This window comes from Streptomyces fructofermentans (genome assembly GCF_014651055.1).
Lineage (GTDB): Bacteria > Actinomycetota > Actinomycetes > Streptomycetales > Streptomycetaceae > Streptomyces > Streptomyces fructofermentans.
The window spans coordinates 68,026-87,273 of the sequence record NZ_BMWD01000010.1 but is presented as its reverse complement, the minus strand read 5'-3'; the positions used below and the strand labels follow the sequence as shown (position 1 = coordinate 87,273).

The 19,248-nt window shown below is 71.8% G+C and carries 19 protein-coding genes; 7 read left to right on the top strand and 12 right to left on the bottom strand.

The window, feature by feature from the left end:
* Position 1: 1 nt before the first annotated feature.
* The 10 genes from IE265_RS16275 to IE265_RS16230 all read right to left on the bottom strand — a co-directional run bounded on the left by IE265_RS16275 (position 2) and on the right by IE265_RS16230 (position 11,585).
* Entirely contained in the window at positions 2-1,036 is a 1,035-nt protein-coding gene (locus IE265_RS16275) for an LLM class flavin-dependent oxidoreductase (protein ID WP_190036287.1), read from the bottom strand.
* 22 nt (positions 1,037-1,058) lie between these two features.
* Positions 1,059-2,804, bottom strand: a complete 1,746-nt coding sequence (locus IE265_RS16270; protein ID WP_190036286.1) for an FAD-dependent monooxygenase — start codon at positions 2,802-2,804, stop codon at positions 1,059-1,061.
* 12 nt (positions 2,805-2,816) lie between these two features.
* The gene (locus IE265_RS16265) at positions 2,817-4,157 is read right to left on the bottom strand and encodes an NtaA/DmoA family FMN-dependent monooxygenase (RefSeq protein WP_190036285.1); all 1,341 of its coding nucleotides are present in this window, start codon (positions 4,155-4,157) and stop codon (positions 2,817-2,819) included.
* 174 nt (positions 4,158-4,331) lie between these two features.
* Positions 4,332-5,126: an ABC transporter ATP-binding protein gene (locus tag IE265_RS16260; protein ID WP_190036420.1), complete on the bottom strand. Its 795-nt coding sequence runs from the start codon at positions 5,124-5,126 to the stop codon at positions 4,332-4,334.
* Between the two features lie 179 nt (positions 5,127-5,305).
* Complete coding sequence (locus IE265_RS16255) at positions 5,306-6,208, bottom strand: ABC transporter ATP-binding protein (RefSeq protein ID WP_190036284.1); 903 nt, start codon at positions 6,206-6,208, stop codon at positions 5,306-5,308.
* Positions 6,205-7,095 carry an ABC transporter permease gene (locus tag IE265_RS16250; RefSeq protein WP_190036283.1) on the bottom strand — a complete coding sequence of 297 codons (891 nt, stop codon included), beginning with the start codon at positions 7,093-7,095 and terminating at the stop codon, positions 6,205-6,207. The genes IE265_RS16255 and IE265_RS16250 overlap by 4 nt, the downstream gene beginning before the upstream one ends.
* Positions 7,096-7,098: 3 nt before the next feature.
* A complete protein-coding gene (locus IE265_RS16245; RefSeq protein WP_373302961.1) occupies positions 7,099-8,136 on the bottom strand; it encodes an ABC transporter permease in 1,038 nt (345 codons plus the stop codon).
* A 42-nt stretch (positions 8,137-8,178) separates the two neighbouring features.
* Positions 8,179-9,744, bottom strand: a complete 1,566-nt coding sequence (locus IE265_RS16240; RefSeq protein ID WP_190036282.1) for an ABC transporter substrate-binding protein — start codon at positions 9,742-9,744, stop codon at positions 8,179-8,181.
* 489 nt (positions 9,745-10,233) lie between these two features.
* Complete coding sequence (locus IE265_RS16235) at positions 10,234-11,097, bottom strand: DsbA family oxidoreductase (RefSeq protein WP_190036418.1); 864 nt, start codon at positions 11,095-11,097, stop codon at positions 10,234-10,236.
* A gap of 53 nt (positions 11,098-11,150) precedes the next feature.
* Positions 11,151-11,585 (bottom strand): RrF2 family transcriptional regulator, encoded by a 435-nt coding sequence (locus tag IE265_RS16230; RefSeq protein ID WP_190036281.1) that lies wholly within the window; start codon positions 11,583-11,585, stop codon positions 11,151-11,153.
* A 137-nt stretch (positions 11,586-11,722) separates the two neighbouring features.
* On the opposite strand from IE265_RS16230, the gene IE265_RS16225 reads away from it, so the two are divergent.
* Positions 11,723-12,229, top strand: coding sequence for a cupin domain-containing protein (locus IE265_RS16225; protein ID WP_190036280.1), 507 nt, complete (start codon positions 11,723-11,725; stop codon positions 12,227-12,229).
* Positions 12,230-12,427: 198 nt separating this feature from the next.
* On the opposite strand, the gene ku is transcribed toward IE265_RS16225, so the two are convergent.
* A complete protein-coding gene (ku, locus tag IE265_RS16220) occupies positions 12,428-13,423 on the bottom strand; it encodes a non-homologous end joining protein Ku (RefSeq protein ID WP_190036279.1) in 996 nt (331 codons plus the stop codon).
* Between the two features lie 267 nt (positions 13,424-13,690).
* Between ku and IE265_RS16215 the strand changes: the two genes are divergently transcribed.
* Together IE265_RS16215 and IE265_RS16210 are read left to right on the top strand one after the other, a co-directional pair.
* A complete protein-coding gene (locus IE265_RS16215) occupies positions 13,691-14,179 on the top strand; it encodes a DUF2975 domain-containing protein (protein WP_190036278.1) in 489 nt (162 codons plus the stop codon).
* The gene (locus IE265_RS16210) at positions 14,179-14,454 is read left to right on the top strand and encodes a helix-turn-helix domain-containing protein (RefSeq protein WP_190036277.1); all 276 of its coding nucleotides are present in this window, start codon (positions 14,179-14,181) and stop codon (positions 14,452-14,454) included. Before IE265_RS16215 ends, IE265_RS16210 begins: the two co-directional genes overlap by 1 nt.
* 133 nt (positions 14,455-14,587) lie before the next feature.
* Here IE265_RS16210 and IE265_RS16205 read toward each other — a convergent pair whose 3' ends face one another.
* Positions 14,588-15,046, bottom strand: a complete 459-nt coding sequence (locus IE265_RS16205) for a MarR family winged helix-turn-helix transcriptional regulator (protein ID WP_190036276.1) — start codon at positions 15,044-15,046, stop codon at positions 14,588-14,590.
* A 210-nt stretch (positions 15,047-15,256) separates the two neighbouring features.
* Between IE265_RS16205 and IE265_RS16200 the strand changes: the two genes are divergently transcribed.
* The 4 genes from IE265_RS16200 to IE265_RS16185 all read left to right on the top strand — a co-directional run bounded on the left by IE265_RS16200 (position 15,257) and on the right by IE265_RS16185 (position 19,223).
* Positions 15,257-15,571: a DUF6191 domain-containing protein gene (locus IE265_RS16200; RefSeq protein WP_190036275.1), complete on the top strand. Its 315-nt coding sequence runs from the start codon at positions 15,257-15,259 to the stop codon at positions 15,569-15,571.
* A 102-nt stretch (positions 15,572-15,673) separates the two neighbouring features.
* Positions 15,674-16,003 carry a deoxyxylulose-5-phosphate synthase gene (locus IE265_RS16195; protein ID WP_190036274.1) on the top strand — a complete coding sequence of 110 codons (330 nt, stop codon included), beginning with the start codon at positions 15,674-15,676 and terminating at the stop codon, positions 16,001-16,003.
* 221 nt (positions 16,004-16,224) lie between these two features.
* Entirely contained in the window at positions 16,225-16,635 is a 411-nt protein-coding gene (locus IE265_RS16190) for a VOC family protein (protein WP_190036273.1), read from the top strand.
* A 197-nt stretch (positions 16,636-16,832) separates the two neighbouring features.
* On the top strand, positions 16,833-19,223 hold the full coding sequence (locus tag IE265_RS16185; protein WP_190036272.1) for an ATP-binding cassette domain-containing protein: 2,391 nt from the start codon (positions 16,833-16,835) through the stop codon (positions 19,221-19,223).
* Positions 19,224-19,248: the final 25 nt, after the last annotated feature.

Below are 19,248 nucleotides of genomic sequence, written 5' to 3'. Positions count from 1 at the left end.
CTCAGACTCCTGCGGAGGGGCGTTCGGTCGTTGCGGCGGGCTGCCAGCCCAGGGCGGGGGCCACATCCGCGGCGATGAGTTCGAGGGCTCGGATCGTGGCGTCCTGGTCCGGGACGGCGGGGTTGAACTGGGCGATGAGGTCGGTCGCGACGGGCAGGACGCGCTCCTTGTGGAACTGCTCGACGATCTCCTCGGGAGCACCGTGGAAGGCGTGGAAGCGGCGCAGCGCCTCGTTTGCCGACACGTCCTTCGGGAAGGCCCCGCTCGCCGACATGCGGAGTGCCGCGCGGTGGACGTCGTCGCCGATCTGCCGGAGTGCGGTGCGCCTGTCCTTGGCCGGGAACACGAGTCGCGACAGCCCGATCCTGGGTCGGCGCGGGGTGTCCCAGGCGTCCAGGAACGCGTCCGCCCAGGGGCGTTGCACCTCGTCGGTCGGGGTGTCGTAGCCGTACGCGGCACGGTTGAGCAGCAGGTTGGAGCCCGCCGCGGCGGCGTACCGGGCGCCCTGCGCGCTGAACGCCCCCTGCCAGAGCCGGCCGTTGAAGTCGCCGGGGGGCGGCTGGATGCGGAAGCCGGAGGTGCCCACCTCCTCGCCGGCCAGCGCCCGGCGGAGAACGGCCAGGTTCTCGCTGGTCAGTTCGCGCCTGCGGGCGGCGTCCTTGCCGAACGCCGCGAACTCCACGTCGCTGGAGCCGCTCCCCACGCCGATCTCGACCCGGCCGCCACTGAGGGTGTCGACGGTGGCGACGTCCTCGGCGAGGCGGATCGGGTCCTCCAGGGGGAGGACCGTGATGGCGGTGCCGAGGCGTATCCGGGTGGTCCTGGCCGCCGCGTGGGCGAGGAACGTCCACGGCGAGGACAGGCCGCCGCCGCCGAGGGAGACGTGGTGCTGGGCGACCCAGCCGACGTCGAAGCCGAGTTCGTCGGCGACGACGAAGAGTTCCTGGGCGTTCCGGTAGGTGCGGGCCAGGTCCGCGTCGCGGCCCTGGACGTGGGTGAGGAAGCCGAGCCGGAAGCGCGGCGTGCGGTCGGTCATGGGAGTCTCGGCCCTTCCGGCATCAGGCGGCCGACCCGGACGTGCCCGCGGCGAGCAGCGGGCCCTGCGGCTGCTGCTCGGCGCGGTGGCCGAGCACCCGGTCGAGGAGGGCGGCGGCGCCCCCGTCGGGCAGCCGGGTGCCGCGCCAGGCGACGTGCTGGTCGGGGCGGACGAGGACGTTGGTGGTGCCGTACACCGATCGGACCCCGGGGTCGGGGAGGTGGACGACGGTGAACGGCAGGGACCGGGCCGCGGCCTCGGCGGCCAGTTCCCGTTCGACGCCTCGGTCCTCGGTGAGGACGAGCAGTGCGAAGCGGTCGCCGACGCGGTCGTGGAGCGTGCCGCCGTACGGGTCGACCCGGCCGTCGGGTGCGCGGTGGCCCGGGCGCGGATCGTCCTCGTAGACGTCTCCGCGCCAGGCGGGCTCGTCGGCGAGCTGGCCGGGTTCGTACCAGATCACGGTCGAGGCGTCGTAGCGTTCGTCGAAGGCGACTCCGTCCCCGCCGGTGTGGTCCCGGCGCAGCAGTTCCCCGATCCGGGTGCGGCGGAGCGTGGCCTCGGGGCTGAGGTCGGCGTCGTCGGGGATGCCGCCGCGCCGGATCTCCGCGAGCGTGCGCTGCGAGCGCCTGGAGCGTTCGAGGGCGTGGTCGGCGACGCGCCAGTTGTGCGGGCGGCGCTCCTGGTCGTAGGAGTCGAGCAGGGTCTGCGGGGCGTGGCCCCTGATGACCGCGGTGAGCTTCCAGCCGAGGTTGACCACGTCCCCGAACCCCTCGCCGAGGTTGCCGCCCGGGGTGCGTACGTGGGCGGCGTCGCCGGCGAGCAGGACGCGTCCGCGGCGGAACGTCTCGGCGATCCGGGTGGCGTGGTAGAAGGTCGTCGCGGAGACGAGTTCGAGGTCCAGGTCGAATCCGAACGCGGCGCGGCCGATGGCGAGCAGTTCCTCCTCGGCGGGTTCGTGGTCGAGCGGGTACGGCCCGGCGTAGACGCGCCACTCGCGGGTGCTGACGGCGGCAAGGAAGCCGGACGCGGTGTCGTTGAAGACGATGTTGCTGCCGCTGGGGGCGGCGCCCACCCGGTCGGAGATGTCCCCGGTGCGGACGATGAGCCGCAGCCGCTTCTCGCGGGCGTGCTCTCCTTCGCGCCGGATACCGGCGAGCCGGCGGGTGGTGCTGCGGCCCCCGTCGGTGCCGAGGACGTAGGCCGCGCGCACCGTGCGGCGGCGCCCGGTGCCGGTGTCGACGAGCCCCGCCGTCACACCGTCGGCGTCCTCGTCGAGCTCCCGCAGCTCCCAGCCACCGGCGACGCTCACGTCCTGTTCGCGCAGACGGTCGAGGAACACCTGCTGAAGTGCGGTCTGCGGGCGGCGCAGTGCCTCCTGGAGCGAGTGCGGGGGCTCCTCGCGACCGTTGAACGACGGCCGCGGGGTGGGCAGCAGTTCGTGTCCCGCGAGGGAGGTGACCAGTCTGGTGCCCTGGTTCCATTCGGTGGGGTACGTCCAGGCGGCGCGGATGCGCTGCAGCAGGCCCCAGCGGCGGAAGTGCTCCACCACGCGCGGGGTGTGCCCCATGGCTCCGGCCCGTACCAGCGTCGCGGTGCGGGCGCGGTCGACGACGGCGACCCGCAGGCCGCGCGCGGTCAGTTCGACCGCCGCCGACAGGCCCACCGGGCCCGCGCCGACGATCAGGACGTCCGTGGTCCCCGGGGGTGTGGCCGCCGGGAACCGGACCGTGTGGACGTCGCGTCCGCCGGTCTCCGAGTGGTCTGTCACGGTCCTCCCCCGTCAGTCGTTCACGAGCTGGGGCGCGCGGGTGTTGCGGTTGGCGGGGACGGGCAGACCGAGGTTGCCGCGCAGGGTGTCGGCCTCGTACTCGGTGCGGAACAGGCCGCGCTTCTGCAGGATCGGCACGACGCCGTCGACGAACAGGTCGAGTTCGTCGGTGGTGCGGAAGGCGAGGTTGATGCCGTCGAAGGTGCCTGCCGCGAACCAGGTCTCGATGGTGTCGGCGACCGTCCGCGGTGAGCCGACGAACGGCGAGTTGCGGAACTCGTTGACCAGCTCGGTGACCTGACGGAGCGTGAGGTTCTCGGACTTCGCCCGTTCGATGAGCTTCCCGGCGCCCGTCCGGCCGCCCTTCTCCGCGAGGTGCGCCACGTCGGGGAAGGGGGCGTCGAGGTCGTGCGCGCTGAAGTCGTACGCGCCGAAGGAGCGTCCGAGCAGGGCGAGGTTGCGGTCGAAGTCGTTGTCCTCCTCGAAGATCTCCCGCTCGCGGCGCCGGGCCGCCTCGTCGGTGGCGGCGACGACCGGTCCGCCGTGGATGAAGATCTTGATGTGCTCGGGGTCGCGGCCGTACGAGGCGGTGCGCTGCTTGATGTCGGCGTAGTACTCGCGTGCCTGCTGGAGGGTTCCGCCCGGCGCGTAGATGCCCTCGGCGACCTGGGCGGCGAGGTCGCGGCCCTCCTCGGAGACACCGGCCTGGAAGATCACCGGCTGGCCCTGCGGCGAGCGGGAGAGGTTGAGCGGTCCGGCGACCTTGAAGTGCTCGCCCTCGTGGTGGAGTTCGTGCAGCTTGGCCGGGTCGAGGAAGACGTTGCGGGCCACGTCGGCGACGAACGCGTCGTCCTCGTAGGAGTCCCACAGGCCGCGGGCCACCTTGACGAACTCCAGGGCGCGGCCGTAGCGGGTGGTGTAGTCGAGGTGCTCGTCGAGTCCGAAGTTCCGGGAGGTGCCGGTGTCGAAGCTGGTCACGACGTTCCAGCCGGCGCGGCCGCCGCTGATGTGGTCGAGGGAGGCGAAGCGGCGTGCGAGGTTGAACGGCGAGTTGTAGGTGGAACTGGCCGTGCCCACGAGGCCGATGTGCCTTGTGTGGGTGGCGACCGCCGACAGCAGCGTCAGCGGTTCGAGGCGGTTGAGGTAGTGCGCGGGGTACGTGGCGTTGATGAACTGGCTGTCGACGATGAACAGGGCGTCGAACAGGGCGTGTTCGGCGGCCTGCGCCTGGCGTATGTAGTAGTTGATGTCGATGCTGGCGTTCTTGGCGACCCGGGAGTCCTTCCAGAGGCCGTGCTGGCCGGGGCCGCCGACGCCGTAGGGGTGCAGGGCGAGGTGGATCGTGCGGGGCATGGTGCTTCCTGTCTGTGGGTGGGTCGGGCGGTCTGTGCCGGGAGCGGGACGGGCGGGGCGGCGGTGGCCCCGCGCGCCGGGCGTGCGGGAGGTGTCCGCGCGGCCGGCCCCGTGGGCGGGGTGGTGCGTGCGGTCTCGCGGTGGGGCCGTGCGGTGTGCCGCGCGGCGGGTGGGTCAGACGTGCAGCAGGGCGCGCAGGGCCGCGCGTTCGGCACGCTCGGCCGGCGCGCCGTGCAGCGTGGGCGCGGAGCTGACGAGCAGGCGGGTGTAGGGGTGCCGGGGCCGCTGGATGACGTCGCGTGCGGTGCCGGTCTCGACGAGTTCTCCCTGGTGGAGCACGGCGATGCGGTCGGCGATGCCCGCGACGGATCCGAGGTCGTGGGAGATGAAGACGAGGGCCACCCCGTCCGACCGGAGTTCCTTGAGGATCTCCAGGATCTGGACGCGGTTGGCGGAGTCCAGGGCGCTCACCGGCTCGTCGAGGATGACCAGTCGGGGTTCGGTGACCAGGGCCCGGGCGACGGCGACGCGTTGGCGCTGCCCGCCGGAGAGCTCCCCCGGCAGCCTGCCGAGGAGTTCCTCCGTGAGGCGTACGCGGTCGAGGAACGTACGGGCGCGGGCGGCGGCCTCCTGGCGCGGGACGCCCTGGACGAGGAGGGGTTCGGTCAGGGAGTCCTCGATGGTGAGGTCGGGGTCGAGGCTGCGCAGCGGGTCCTGGAAGACGTACTGGACGACTCCGCGGCGGCGCAGGGCACGCCACCGGCGCCGGTTGTGGCCGCCGACGTCCTCGCCACCGATGGCGATGGTGCCGGCGTCGGCGCGCACCAGGCCGAGGATCGCGCGGGCGAGAGTGGACTTGCCCGATCCCGTCTCGCCGATGACACCGACGGTCTCGCCGCGGGCCACGTCGAGGGACACGCCGTCGAGCGCGGTGCGCCGTCGGCGGCCGAGCCCGTACCGGACCCGCAGACCGGCGACTTGGAGGACGGGTGGCGGGGTCGTGCCCGGACCTGGGGAGTGTCCCGTCGGGCGCGCCTCCCGGAGTCGGCCGGAGTCCCCGGGCGACCGCTGCGCCCGTGTCCCGGTGGAGTCCTCGGGCGGCGACGGCTCCCGGGTGCCGGACGGGCTCCGCGGTGACGGTTCGGTGGTCACGCGTCCTCCTTCGCCAGGAACTTGTCCAGGCCGTACTGCTCGTGCTCGGCGATGAGCAGCCGTGTGTACTCGTGCCGGGGCTCGTGCAGGACCGTGCGGGTGGGTCCCCGCTCGACGACGTGGCCCTGCCGCATGACGAGGACCTCGTCGCACAGCTGGGAGACGACGGCCAGGTCGTGGGAGACGACCACGAGGGCGAGTCCGGCTCGTTCGCGCAGGTCGGCGAGGAGGTCCAGGATCTCGGCCTGGACGGTGACGTCGAGTGCCGTGGTGGCCTCGTCGGCGATGAGGATCCGCGGGTCGGCGGCGATCGCGGTGGCGATCAGGACGCGCTGGAGCATGCCGCCGGACAGCTCGTGGGTGTACTGGCCGTAGACGAGTTCCGGTTCTCGCAGGTGCACCGCGTGGAGGAGTTCGACGGCCCGGTGGCGTGCCTCTCGGCGCCCGAGGCCCTTCTTCACGCGGACGACCTCGGCGATCTGGGCGCCCACGCGGATCGAGGGGTTGAGGTAGGAGGCCGGGTCCTGGAACACGGCGCTGATCGTCGCGCCGCGCAGTGCCGTCCAGTCGGCGGCGGTCAGGGTGGCCGTGTCGGTGCCGTCGATCTCGATGGAGCCCGCGCCGATCTCGAAGTGCGGGGGCAGGATGCCCAGGGCGGCGCGGCAGGTGAGGGTCTTGCCGCTGCCGGACTCACCGACGATGCCGACCGTGCGGCCGGGGGTGAGTTCGAAGCTGACTCCGTGGACGATGTCGCGGTCCGCGACCCGGTCGCTGATCCGTACGTCGCGGACGGCGAGCAGGGGCGGGGCCGTGGTGGCGGAGCCGCCGGGGGCGGCAGCGTTCCCGGGTGCGTACGGCCGGGTGGGCCGTGCCGTGATGTTGTCGGACAGAGTGGTCATCGGGTACCTCCGGCGGGCGCGGGGTCGGCCTTGTCGGGGCGGTTGGCTCGGGCTCTGCGCTGGTTGACCAGGGCGCGGCCGGCCTCGCCCGAGACGTCTCGGATCGCGTCGGCCAGCAGGTTGCTGCCCCAGACGGTGACCATGATCAGGAGCGCGGGGGTGAGCGGTGCCCACGGGCGGTGGCTGAGGTAGCCCAGGTCCGAGGCGAGCAGTCCTCCCCAGGTCGGCGCGGGCGGTTGGACGCCGATGCCGAGGAACGTCAGGCTCGACACGATGACGAAGCCGACGCCGATGGTCTGGGCGAGGGCGACCGCGATCGGCGGGAGCACCTTGACCCACACATGGCGGCGCACGACCCAGCCGAGGGAGGCGCCGGAGATGAGCGCCGCCTCCACGTACGGGGAGCGTGCGACGGCGAGGGTCGCGGCGCGTGCCACCCGGTAGAACAGCGGGGACACGAGTACGCCGGTCACCAGCATGGCCTGGGTGATGCCGTTGCCGAGCAGTGCGATCACGGCGACCGCGAACAGCAGGAAGGGCAGGGCGACCAGGGTGTCGGCGAGGCGGAGGGTGATCCATTCGAAGCCGCGGCCGAGGTAGACCGACAGGATGCCGGGCACCGCTCCCACCAGCAGGGCGGTGAGGGCGACTTCGAGGGAGCCGAGGACGCTGACGCGGGAGCCGTCGAGGAGGCGGCTGAAGACGTCGCGGCCCAGGTAGTCCGTCCCCAGCCAGTGGTCGCCCGAGGCGGCGGCGAGCATGGTGTCGCTGGTGGCCAGCGGGTCCTGGGGGGCCAGCAGCGGACCGAGGACGGCGAGCAGGGCGACGAGGGTCAGGATCGCGACGGCGATCCGGCCGGTCGTGAGTGCGAGTACGCGGCGCACCATGGCTCAGACCCCCCGCTGGGCCGCCGGCGTCACGCGCGCCAGCAGCAGGTTGACGATCAGGTTGAAGGCGACGACCAGGACGATCGACACGACGAGGACTCCTTGGACGGCCGGTACGTCGCCGGCCTGGGCGGAGTCGTTGGCGAAGCGGCCGAAGCCCTGGAGGCCGAAGATCCATTCGGTGATGACGGAGGCGCCGACGAGCGCGGGGAACTTCAGGCCGAGTGTGGCGAGTGTGGGTCCGAGGCCGTTGCGCAGTACGTGTCCGAAGAAGATGCGCCGCGGGCTCAGTCCCCGTACCAGCGCGCCCGTCACGTAGTTCTCGCGGTAGGCGGCGATCAGACTGCTGCGCAACTGGCGGGCGACGTCGGCGATGACGTCGAAGCTCAGGGCGAGCGCCGGCAGCGTGATGTGGGCGAGCCACGGCCCGATCCCCTGCTCCGCCGGAACGTATCCGGCGGAGGGGAACAGGTGGAGGCCGACCGCGAAGACCGCCACCAGGACGATGCCGACCACGAAGGCGGGCATCACGGAGACGACGGTGACGAATCCCGTGATGGTCCGGTCGATCCAGGTGGTGCGCCGTACCGCGGCGAGGGTGCCGAGGGCGAAGCCCACCACCACGCCGATGACGAGCGCGAGCGTGGCGACCGACAGGCTGACGCCCAGGCCGAGACCGATCAGGGTGGAGATGTCGGCGCCGTTGGTCCAGCTCGCGCCGAGTTGGCCGTGCAGGACGCCGCTGAACCAGTCCCAGTACTGGACCAGGAAGGGCCGGTCGAGACCCCATTGGGCCTCGACCCGGGCGATGGCTTCGGGAGTCGCCTCCTCGCCGAGCTGGATCCGGGCGGGGCTGAGCCCGCTCAGTGACCTCAGCGCGAACGTCACGAACGTCGCGACCACGAATACGGGCACGAAGATCGCGATCGATCGGGCGAGGGCGGCCAGGACGCGGCCCAGCGCGTGCCGCGTCCTGGCCATGGCGACCCCGCGACGTCCGGCGGACACGGTGGTGATGGTGGAAGGTGCGCTCTTCGTCATGGAGTTGCCCCCTCTCTGCAGTGGATTCGGCGTGGACGGTGGTCAGTTGCCGCTGGAGATGGTCACGCCGGTCCAGTCGATGTGGGCCGGGTTCTTGGGCAGGTCCGAGATCGACTTGTTCTTGGCGATGAGGTTGGGCTGGGAGTAGGTGAAGACCAGGGCCCTGCTCTCCAGTCCGGCCCGGGTGGCCGCCTGGAGTGTCCGCGCGTAGGCGGGCGCGTCCAGCGGGGTCTGGCGGACCTTGGCGATGGCCTCCTCGAAGCCCTTCGGCTCGTAGGGCGAGCTGAGGTTCAGCGGGCCGTTGGGGCCGAAGTGGGCGGTGAGGGTCTGCGCCGCGGAGTCGCGGCCCGTGGTTCCGTACAGGGAGAAGGTCAGGTCCTTGGCGAAGAACGGGGTGGCCCAGTTCTTGTCGATCTTGATGGTGACCTTGATGCCGACCTTGGCCAACTGCGACTGGACGACCTCGGCCTGCGGGTCCTCGGCGGGGATCACCAGGTTCAGCTTGAGTTCGCCGGACTTGTAGCCCGCCTCGGCGAGGAGCTTCTTCGCCTTGGCCGGGTCGTGGGCGTAGGCGTTCTCCGACTCGGGGTCGTAGGCCACATAGCCCTTGGGGAACGGCTGGTTGGTGACCTCGCCGTAGCCGAAGGTCAGTTTGTCGACGAACTCCTGCCGGTCGACGGCGTATCGGACGGCGTCGACCACCTTGTCGTTGTCGAACGGGGCCTTGTTGACGTTGAGACTGAGGTTGGAGGCGTTGAAGCCCGGCTGCACGAAGACGTCGAGGCCGGCCTTCTTGGCGGCGTCCGCCTGGCTGGGGTCGATGTCGGCGAAGTTGTAGACGCCCGTCTGGAGACCGGAGATGACGGTGGAGGCGTCCGGCGCCGAGGTCAGTTCGACGTTGTCGATGTGGATGTTCTTCGCGTCCCAGTAGTCGGGGTTCTTCTTCAGCACCGCCTTCGTGCCCGGAATCAGCTGGGTGATGGTGAACGGACCCGCGCCGACGGGGTTCTGGTCCAGTTCTGCGGGGGCCTTGGCCGCCTTGGGGCTGGCGATCTGCAGCACGCGCTGACCGAGCAACTGGGGTATCTGGTAGTCGACCTGGTTCAGGTGGACCACAGCGTCGAGTCCGTCGGCGTCGACCGAGGTGATGGAGGTCAGGTCGCCGAACAGGGCGGAGTTCTTCTGCTTCTTGGCCCGTTCGACGGCCGCCTTGACCGCGGTGGCGTCGAGCGGCTCCCCGTCGCTGAACTTCAGCCCGGGGCGCAGGTGGAAGGTGATCTCGTCGCCCTTGTCGTTGTACTCCCAGCTCTTCGCCAGGTCCGGGACGGCCTTCCCGCTCTCGTCGGTGCGGGTCAACGAGGCGTACACGAGGGCTAGTTCACGGAACTGGGCGCCGCTGCCGCCGACGACCGGGTCCCAGTGGGTCGGGAAGTACGAGGAGGTCCACTTGAGGGTGGCGCTGCCGCCGGAGGCCGCCGCGTCGTCCCCGCCGCAGGCGGCGAGGGCCGGGGTCAGCACGGTGGCAAGGACGGTGCCCAGGGCTGCGGCACGCAGTCGGGGGGAGCGGAGGTTCGCTCCGGGGCGGCGGTTCGTGAGGCGTCCGGACATCGTTTTTCTTTCTCTGCCGGCCCCGGCACGCGCCACGGCGCGTTCGGGGAAGAAGGGTCGGCGCGCACTCGTACGGACAGGTCGACGCACCGGTGCGAGGGCATGGCCGTGCACGCTTCGGCGCGCATCGGGCAGACCGGTGCCGGGGCAGGGAGCGTCGACGGTTTCGCGAGGGCGGACCGTGAAGCGGGGAGAGGGCGGGGAGGAGCGGCGGGAGAGGCGGGCGCGCTGTCGTCGGCTGCCGCGGCTCGGGCGAGCGGCGGGCGGCCGGGGACTGACGGGTGCGTCAGGCGCCGGGGGGCCTCGGGTCGCGGTGGGTCAGCGACAGAGAGCGCTGGACGTGCGCCGCAGGTCCACGTAGCGGCACACCACACCGGGGTGCGTCGTAAGCATGGTGCACATCCTGGGGGCCGCCGAGAGCGGCTGTCAATGGACACCAATTGGTGTCTCATTGGGCGGGACGGCAGCTGACTGCAGATCAGAGGCCTGTCAGGGCGCGGAGGGAGTCCGCCGGCCGCACGCCGGGTGCCGGGCGGCCTCCTCCGGATGCAGCCACAGCGGCCCGTTGCCGGTGTCCACCCGCGACGCCCGCGGGGGCGGCCACGGGCCGTCGGCCAACACCCGGCGTTCCGGGTCGGTCAGGCTCAGATGGCGTTCCAGGGCCTCGTGCGCGGGGAGCCCTCCGACGGTCGTCGAAAGGCCGGGGCGCACCACCCGGAGGGCGGTCGCGTACTCCTCGAACGACCGCCAGCCCGGCACCGCGCGCCGCGTCTCGGGAGCGCGCACCACGAGCGTCGGAAGGGCGTAGCGGTGGCCGCCGTCGGCGGTCTCCTTGGCAGTGCCGGGGTGCGGCGACCCGTCCTGCGCGACCAGCACCTCACGCACGGGCCGGCGCGCCTCCGCGCGGTCGGCCCGCACCTCTTCGAGCACCGCCGCCGAGCGGGAGTCGGCCGACAGCCGGCGCGGGTCCAGGCCCGGCACGCCCAGCGCCGCCGACAGCGCCGACTCATGGGTGTCCGCCGGTTCGCCGAGGACGAAAAGGGTCTCCCGCAGCCGCCGCAGCACCCGTTCGGCCACCTGGCCGCCCTGCCGTTCGGCGGCCTTGGCGACCAGGGAGGACGGCCAGGAGCTGGCCGGCATCCTGCTCAGCTCCCGCGCCCGGGGTGCCCCGGTGTGCCCGGTGACGTCCGCGACGTACCGCGCGTACCAGGCGGTCTCCGCCGCCGGGTCGGGGGGCGGGTCGTCGTCGTGGTCGAAGAGGATGGCGTACACGCGGCGCCAGCGGACCTGACCCTCAAGGGCCGTTCGCAGGGCGCGGAAGACCGGCTCGGACCCCCATGCCCAGGGGCACATGGGATCGGTGTACTCCACCACCTCGACCACCGGGGGGAGTTGCCGTCCGTCCGTCACGCCACGTCCGCGCGGGACAGCCGTTCGACGGCGGGCTCGGGCACCAGCGAGGCGAGCGTGACTCCGCCCAGCACCGCCGCGACGCCCTCCTCGACCTGCCGCCACACTCCGGGCAGCCCGACGGCCGGGCCGGGGTACTCGAGGCCGCCGGGCGCGTCGCCCCGCAGGGAGAGCAACTCGCCGTCCACGGCGCGCGCGACGTCCAGGAGCGTGATGTCGCCGGCGGGTCTGCCGAGCCAGTAGCCGCCCTCGCAGCCGCGCTGGCTGCGCACCAGGCCGGCCCTGCGCAACTCGCCCACCACGGACTTCAGGAAGCGGAACGGGATTCCCTGCGAGGAGGCGATCGCCTCACAGGTCAGCGGATGGGCGGGTTCACGGGCGAGCTCCAGCAGGGCCCGCATGGCGTAGTCCGCCTTCGCGGAGATATGCATGGGCACATCATGCCCGACCGGCCGGTCGCGGCACGGGGCTTCACGTCACCTCCCCGTTCATTGCGGGAACATTGCCGCAGGTGAACGGCAAAGGACACCTCTTGACACCCTTTTCGGGACCGCCCTAGCGTCGCCTCATGAGCAAGCCGTTGACGACTCCCGGTGAAGGCTTCCACCCTCACCTCCACGACACCTCGAACTCCTCGGCGGCGCCCCTGCGGACCCGTCTGCACCACATCCGCGCGGACGCGCTGGACGGCGACACGGCGCAGACGGGTGGCATGCGCAGGTTCGCCGCCGTGAGCGGAAAGGCCGTCGGTTCCGAGAAGTTGTGGATGGGCCAGACCCATGTGGCGCCCTCGACCTCGTCGTCGGACCACCACCACGGCGAGTCCGAGACGGCCATCTACGTGGTCTCCGGGCACCCCGAGTTCGTGTTCCTGGACGCTTCCGGACAGGAGCCGCAGGAGGTGCGGCTGCGGACTTCCCCGGGCGACTACGTTTTCGTGCCGCCGTTCGTGCCGCACCGGGAGGAGAACCCGGACACCGCCGAGGAGGCCGTGGTCGTCATCGCCCGCAGTACGCAGGAGGCGGTCGTGGTGAACCTCCCCGGGCTGTACGCCCTGCCCGCGGAAGACGCCTGAGTCCGCCGTGCGCCCCCGACGCCAGTGCCGGCGCCCCTGCGGGGACCGCGTCCGCGCGGGTACGGGGCCGGCTCGGGACCGTCGGTGCGTTCGCGGCGCGCCCGCGCGGCGGGCGCCCGGACGTTGCCGCCCCGGCTCGGGGAAACGCGGGGCGGCAACCCCACCAGACTTCCCTACCGGAACCGATATGGGACGCACCTACGCGCTACGGCGCGGCTTCTTCGCTGCGGTCTTCTTGGCCGGAGCCTTCTTCGCGGCCTTCGCGGGTGCCTTCTTCGCGGTCCCGCCCGCCGTCTTGGCGGTCTTCTTGGCGGTCTTCTTCGCCGCCGTCTCCTTGGCCGCGGTCTTCTTCGCCGTTCTCCCGGCCGCGGCCTTCTTCCTGGGCATCTCGTGCACGGTGGCGTCCTCGCCCCGGGCGACCCGCGCCTTGGCCACCGACTCCTGAAGCGCGGCCATCAGGTCGACGACCTGTCCGGACTGCGCGGCGGGCTCCGCGGATTCGGGCAGCTCGCTCCCCCCGCGCTTCGCCTTGATCACCTCGGCGAGCGCGTCCGTGTACCGGTCGGTGAACTCCTCCCCCTCAAGGTCGTCCCGCGTCATCCCGTCGATGAGCGCCTGCGCCTGCTCGATCTCCTTCTCGTCGACCTCGACCGCCTGCGGAGCCAGTGAGGACGGGTCGCGGATCTCGTCGGGCCACTTCATCGCGTGCAGGACGATCACCTGGTCGATGACGCGGAGCAGGCCGAGCCGCTCGCGGCCGCTCCACGCGAACTTGGCCACGGCCACCTTCGCGGAGCGTTCCAGCGCCCGCCGCAGCAGGGTGTACGGCTTGGCCGCGATCTGGCCGTCGGGCTCCAGGTAGTAGCCCTCACCGATCTGCAACGGGTCGATGCTGTCCGCGGGGACGAACGTCTCGATCTCGATGGCCTTGGCCGTGGGCAGCGGCAGCGCCCGCAGCTCCTCGTCCAGCACGGCGACGACCTGGTCCTTGGAGACCTCGTACCCCTTGCCGATCTCGTCCTGGGCGACCTCCCGGTCCTCCAGCTCGCAGATCTTGCGCACGCGCACCCGGCTCATGTCCTTGAGGTGGTACTGGCGGAAGTGGATCGAGTGGTCCTCCACGGCCGACCGCACATGGATCGGCACCGTGACCAGGCCAAACGAGATGGCTCCGGACCAGATCGTTCGGGGCATGCGAGACCTCCGCGCTGTGGCCCCCGGGCTCCAGCGTACGAGCGGCCGACCGGAGCGGCACGCCAAAGTGCGGCCGTGCGGATGAGCGGCCCCGCCCGCCGCGGAGAACGGAGGGGGCTCCACCGGGGGCACGTGCCGCGGAGTCGTCGGGCGGGTCGGCAGAGGCGCGCCGGCCGCGCGACCGCCCCGGGCCGACCGCACCGTCACACTTGCCGAACCTATCGACTTTCGATAGATTTCCATCGTTGCCCGATCGAAGGAGATGTGATGGGAAGGCTGGCACTGCTCGCGCTGCGCACGGTGATGGTGGCGCTGCTCGCCGGGTCGGTGTTCGTCCAGGCGGTGATGGTGCCGCTGCTGGCCGCCGACATGAAGGACGCGGACGCCACCGTGCGCGTCCCGGTCGTCGTGATCACACTCCTGGGCCTCGTGACCGCCCAGGTCGTCGTGGTCTGCGTGTGGCGGCTCGTGACCATGGTCCGGCGCGGCACGGTGTTCTCCCACGCCGCCTTCCGGTACGTGGACATCGTCACCGGCGCGTTCGGGACCGCCGCACTGCTGACCTTCGCGCTCGGGGTCGTTCTGGCGCCGGGCGAGGCCGTGGCCCCTGGCGTGGTCCTGCTGATCGGCGGCGTGATGGTGGCGATCCTGGGGATCGCACTCATCGTTCTCGTACTGCGGATGCTGCTCGCGCAGGCGGTCGCCCGGGACGTCGAGGCGGCAGAGATGCGGGCAGAACTGGCCGAGGTGATCTGATGCCGATCACGGTCGACATCGATGTGCTGCTGGCCCGGCGGAAGATGTCCGTGGGCGAGCTCGCGGAGCGCGTCGGTATCACTCCCGCCAACCTGGCCGTACTCAAGAACGGCCGGGCCAAGGCGGTGCGTTTCGCCACCCTCGCCGCCCTGTGCGAGGCACTGGACTGCCAGCCGGGAGACCTGCTGCGCTGGGAGGCCGACATCCCCGCGGAAGGTGCGGTCGAACCGTCCTCGGCGACACGGGGGACCGGCGGCCCGCACGTCCCCGCATGACACCCGCCCGGCTCCCGCCGACGCACCGAGGGTGGTGCGGGCGGCGGGACACGGGCCCGATTCAACTCAGGGTGCCCCGAGCGAGTCGCGCCCCGGCCGCCGCTTCCCGGAGTGCCGACCGGCGCAAGGCGCCTCAGTGGTGCCAGGCACGCCCACCGGTGTTGTGGATGAAGCGCTGAAGCACCTTGAGGGTCGTCAGGTAGTCCTCCTCGGAAATGCCCCGGTGCCGTTCCTCCCACAGATCGGCCTGGAGCGCGGCGGCCCGCACGTAGAAGTCCGTGCCCGCCGCCGTGAGACGCAGACCGCCCTCGGCGTCCTGCGCGACCCATCCCCGGTCGACGGTCGCGTCGATCTCCGCGTCCACCCCGTCCGCGCCCGTGTCGAGGTAGTTCCCCAGGAGCCGCGACACGTCGTCCCGGTTCTTCGCGGTCCCGGCATCGGCGACCCGGGCGAGCACCCAGCACTGGGGCTGGGTGGTGCCGATCTCCGCCAGGGCGGCCCGGATGCGGTCGACCGTGGCCCTGTGAGCCGCCCAGCTCCAGTACCCGATGGGCTGACGGACGAGTTCGGCGTCGGAGTGCGAGTACTGCATGGCAACCGTCCTTCGGGTCGGTGGATCGACACGCACGACGCTAGGAACTCAACTGGACTTCAGGTCAAGGGAGCCCGGCGCCCGCCCTGCGCACGGACGGCGCCGAGGCGACGGGCGCGGGCGACAGCACTTGACTTCGAGTCCCCGTACGACGGTCGCGTACCGGACGAGTGGGCGGACCGGTGGCGTCGCCACCGGGATACTGGCGGCATGGGATTCGCCGTGCTGATGACACTGCCCGGACTGGTCATCCTCCTGACGGTGGTGGCCCTCGCCGACCAGGTGCTCCTGCGCGCAGGGCGCGCCGGTCTGCTCCCCTGGCGGAACAGCGCAAGACAGGGGCAGATATCGGCGACCGGCTTCGAGCAGTTGCACGCCACCTTCTCGGCGGGCAAGCAGAACGAGCTCAAGGAACGGCAGTCGGCCCTCGTCCTGCGCGACGACGAGGAGGACGGGGCCCCGCCGAACCGGACCACGGTGGATCTGGACGGCGGAACGGCGGTCGTGCGGGTGCCTCGGCGCTGAGGCCCGGCGCCGCCCGGCCGGCCGAGGAGCGCCTCCGCCGCAGCGCGTCGCGCACCGCAAATCCCCTTGGCCGCCTGCCGAAGCCCGCTCTACGCTGCGCGGATGAGCCACGTGAAGACCTCGTACGTCTGTCTGGCCTGCCGGGTGTCCTACAAGCAGCCCCACGACAGGGCACGACAGCGGATCTGCCCGCGCTGCGCCGGACCACTGATCCACGCGGGGTCGGCGTTCGCCGCGCCCAGGCGCCGGGACACCGCGGCGTGGCGGACGCTGACCGTGCTGCTGCACGCCGGTGTGGGCTTCCACAAGAGCTGCTGCGGCGGCCCGGGCTTCCGGCCCCGCACCATGCGCGAGGTCCGTGAACGGCTGGTGTACGCGCGCCGCAGCGGCGAGTCGGCCGCCCGGGCGCTTAGCCGGCCCGACCTGCCGTAGCCATCGGCCGTCCCTCGGCGGGCGGACGACCGGCGCACGGTCCCCCGCGGGACGGCCCCAGCGCCCTGCCGCCTGCCCGACGCGTCCGCCGTGAGGGCGTCCGCCGGGGGCCGCCGCGTCCGCCCGGGTCCGGTGCCGCCACCGGCGGCAAGGGCGCCGTCGCGCGGACCGGTCAGGATCCGAGAAGCACCGGCCCGGGTGCCGCGCCTAGCGTGGCGTGCATGGACATCACCATCCACGCGAGCTTCCTCCCGCACACCGACGCGGACGCCTCCCTCGCCTTCTACCGCGACGCGCTGGGCTTCGAGGTCCGCGGCGACGCCGGCTACGACGGGCTTCGCTGGATCACCGTCGGCCCGCCCGGCCAGCCGGACACCTCGATCGTCCTCGAACCCCCGTCGGCCGACCCCGGCGTCACCGACGACGAGCGCCGCGCCGTCGTGGAGATGATGGCCAAGGGCACATTCGCCGGCGTCCTCCTCGCCACAGCCGATCTCGACGGGACCTTCGAACGCCTTCGGGCCGGGAACGCCGAGGTCGTCCAGGAGCCCGCCGAGCAGCCGTACGGCGTGCGCGACTGCGCCGTCCGCGATCCCGCGGGCAACCTCGTCCGCATCCGGGAACTGCCCTGAGCGGTCGGGCGGCAGCGGCCGGCACGTGCGCTGACGCGACCGGCGCCCGGGGGCGCAGCCCTTCGGGAGGGAGCCTCCCGTCACCGCGACCGGCGGCACCAATTGCGACAGACGTACTGCCCGAAGCTGGTTAGATCGAGCCCGGGCGACACCGACGGAGACCGCGCAGGCGGGTCCGCCACAGAGACGGAGACACCATGAGCAAGGCCACGGGGACGAACAAGCGGTCGCCTGTGCTGCACGCTGCCGACATCCACGATCTGATCCGTGTGCACGGCGCGCGCGAGAACAACCTCAAGGACGTCAGCATCGAGATCCCGAAGAGGCGGCTGACGGTGTTCACCGGCGTCTCCGGGTCGGGCAAGAGCTCGCTCGTCTTCAACACGATCGCCGCGGAGTCCCAGCGGTTGATCAACGAGACGTACAGCGCCTTCGTGCAGGGCTTCATGCCCACGCAGGCCAGGCCCGAGGTCGACGTGCTCGAAGGGCTGACGACCGTGATCACGGTCGACCAGCAGCGAATGGGTTCGGACCCCCGCTCGACGGTCGGCACGGCCACCGACGCCAACGCGATGCTGCGCATCCTGTTCAGCCGGCTCGGCAAGCCGCACATCGGTCCGCCCAGCGCCTACTCCTTCAACACCGCCTCGGTCCGCGCGAGCGGCGCGATCACCGTGGAGCGCGGCAACAAGAAGGCGGTGAAGGCCACCTTCAACCGCACCGGCGGCATGTGCACGCGCTGCGAGGGCCGGGGCTCGGTCTCCGACATCGACCTGACGCAGCTCTACGACGACTCCAAGTCCCTGGCCGAGGGCGCGTTCACCATCCCCGGCTGGAAGTCGGACAGCTTCTGGACCGTGCGCGTGTACGCGGAGTCGGGCCTGCTCGACCCGCACAAGCCGATCCGCAAGTTCACCAAGCAGGAGATGCAGGACCTCCTGTACCGCGAGCCGACCAAGGTGAAGGTCGACGGCGTCAACCTCACCTACGAGGGGCTGATCCCGAAGATCCAGAAGTCGTTCCTGTCCAAGGACAAGGAAGCGATGCAGCCGCACATCCGCGCCTTCGTGGAGCGGGCGGTCACCTTCACCGTCTGTCCCGAGTGCGACGGCACCCGGCTCAGCGAGGGCGCGCGTTCGTCGAAGATCAAGCGGATCAGCATCGCCGACGCCTGCGGGATGGAGATCCGGGACCTGGCCGAGTGGGTGCGCGGCCTCGAGGAGCCGTCGGTGGCTCCGCTGCTCGCAGCGCTCCGGCAGACCCTCGACTCGTTCGTCGAGATCGGCCTCGGCTACCTCGCGCTGGACCGTCCGGCGGGCACGCTGTCGGGCGGCGAGGCGCAGCGCGTGAAGATGATCCGCCACCTGGGCTCGTCCCTCACCGATGTCACGTACGTCTTCGACGAGCCGACCGCGGGTCTGCACCCGCACGACATCCAGCGGATGAACGACCTGCTGCTGCGGCTGCGGGACAAGGGCAACACGGTCCTCGTCGTGGAGCACAAGCCCGAGATGATCGCGATCGCCGACCATGTCGTGGACCTCGGCCCCGGCGCCGGCACGGGAGGCGGCACCGTCTGCTTCGAGGGCACCGTCAAGGAACTGCGGGCCGGGGACACCGTCACCGGACGCCACTTCGACGACCGGGCCTCCGTCAAGGAGACGGTCCGCGAGCCGAACGGCGCGTTGGAGGTCCGTGGCGCCACCGCGAACAACCTGCGCGACGTCGACGTGGACATCCCGCTCGGGGTGCTCACGGTCGTCACCGGAGTCGCCGGCTCCGGCAAGAGTTCGCTCGTGCACCGGTCGCTCCCGGCCGACGCGGGCGTGGTGTCCGTCGACCAGAGCCCGATCCGCGGTTCGCGGCGGAGCAACCCGGCCACGTACACCGGACTGCTCGACCCGATCCGCAAGGAGTTCGCCAAGGCCAACGGTGTGAAGCCGGCGCTGTTCAGCGCCAACTCCGAGGGCGCCTGCCCCACCTGCAACGGTGTGGGCGTCATCTACACCGACCTGGCGATGATGGCCGGCGTCGCCACTCCGTGCGAGGAGTGCGAGGGCAAGCGGTTCCAGGCCTCGGTGCTGGAGTACCACCTCGGCGGCCGCGACATCAGCGAGGTCCTCGCCATGTCCGTGGCGGAGGCCCGGGAGTTCTTCGGCTCGGGCGACGCGCACACGCCTGCGGCGCACCGCATCCTCACCCGGCTCGCGGACGTCGGCCTCGGCTACCTCAGCCTCGGCCAGCCCCTCACCACGCTCTCCGGCGGCGAGCGGCAGCGCCTCAAGCTGGCCACCCACATGACGGACAAGGCCGGCGTCTACGTCCTCGACGAGCCGACCACGGGCCTGCACCTCGCCGACGTGGAGCAGTTGCTCGGCCTGCTCGACGGGCTGGTCGACTCGGGCAAGTCCGTCATCGTCGTCGAGCACCACCAGGCGGTCATGGCGCACGCCGACTGGATCATCGACCTGGGTCCCGGCGCCGGCCACGACGGCGGGCAGATCGTGTTCGAGGGAACCCCGGCCGACCTGGTCGCCGACCGCTCCACCCTCACGGGACAGCACCTCGCGGAGTACGTCGGCGCCTGAACCCGCGGCCCCGGCGCACCCGGGA

Excerpts from the sequence above, each read along its gene's own strand:
- IE265_RS16275 (WP_190036287.1), bottom strand. The coding sequence starts at position 1,036 with ATGACCGACCGCACGCCGCGCTTCCGGCTCGGCTTCCTCACCCACGTC.
- IE265_RS16265 (WP_190036285.1), bottom strand. The coding sequence starts at position 4,157 with ATGCCCCGCACGATCCACCTCGCCCTGCACCCCTACGGCGTCGGCGGC.
- IE265_RS16255 (WP_190036284.1), bottom strand. The coding sequence starts at position 6,208 with ATGACCACTCTGTCCGACAACATCACGGCACGGCCCACCCGGCCGTAC.
- IE265_RS16250 (WP_190036283.1), bottom strand. The coding sequence starts at position 7,095 with ATGGTGCGCCGCGTACTCGCACTCACGACCGGCCGGATCGCCGTCGCG.
- IE265_RS16245 (WP_373302961.1), bottom strand. The coding sequence starts at position 8,136 with ATGACGAAGAGCGCACCTTCCACCATCACCACCGTGTCCGCCGGACGT.
- IE265_RS16240 (WP_190036282.1), bottom strand. The coding sequence starts at position 9,744 with ATGTCCGGACGCCTCACGAACCGCCGCCCCGGAGCGAACCTCCGCTCC.
- IE265_RS16235 (WP_190036418.1), bottom strand. The coding sequence starts at position 11,097 with ATGTGCCCCTGGGCATGGGGGTCCGAGCCGGTCTTCCGCGCCCTGCGA.
- IE265_RS16230 (WP_190036281.1), bottom strand. The coding sequence starts at position 11,585 with ATGCATATCTCCGCGAAGGCGGACTACGCCATGCGGGCCCTGCTGGAG.
- IE265_RS16225 (WP_190036280.1), top strand. The coding sequence starts at position 11,723 with ATGAGCAAGCCGTTGACGACTCCCGGTGAAGGCTTCCACCCTCACCTC.
- ku (WP_190036279.1), bottom strand. The coding sequence starts at position 13,423 with ATGCCCCGAACGATCTGGTCCGGAGCCATCTCGTTTGGCCTGGTCACG.
- IE265_RS16215 (WP_190036278.1), top strand. The coding sequence starts at position 13,691 with ATGGGAAGGCTGGCACTGCTCGCGCTGCGCACGGTGATGGTGGCGCTG.
- IE265_RS16210 (WP_190036277.1), top strand. The coding sequence starts at position 14,179 with ATGCCGATCACGGTCGACATCGATGTGCTGCTGGCCCGGCGGAAGATG.
- IE265_RS16205 (WP_190036276.1), bottom strand. The coding sequence starts at position 15,046 with ATGCAGTACTCGCACTCCGACGCCGAACTCGTCCGTCAGCCCATCGGG.
- IE265_RS16200 (WP_190036275.1), top strand. The coding sequence starts at position 15,257 with ATGGGATTCGCCGTGCTGATGACACTGCCCGGACTGGTCATCCTCCTG.
- IE265_RS16195 (WP_190036274.1), top strand. The coding sequence starts at position 15,674 with ATGAGCCACGTGAAGACCTCGTACGTCTGTCTGGCCTGCCGGGTGTCC.
- IE265_RS16190 (WP_190036273.1), top strand. The coding sequence starts at position 16,225 with ATGGACATCACCATCCACGCGAGCTTCCTCCCGCACACCGACGCGGAC.
- IE265_RS16185 (WP_190036272.1), top strand. The coding sequence starts at position 16,833 with ATGAGCAAGGCCACGGGGACGAACAAGCGGTCGCCTGTGCTGCACGCT.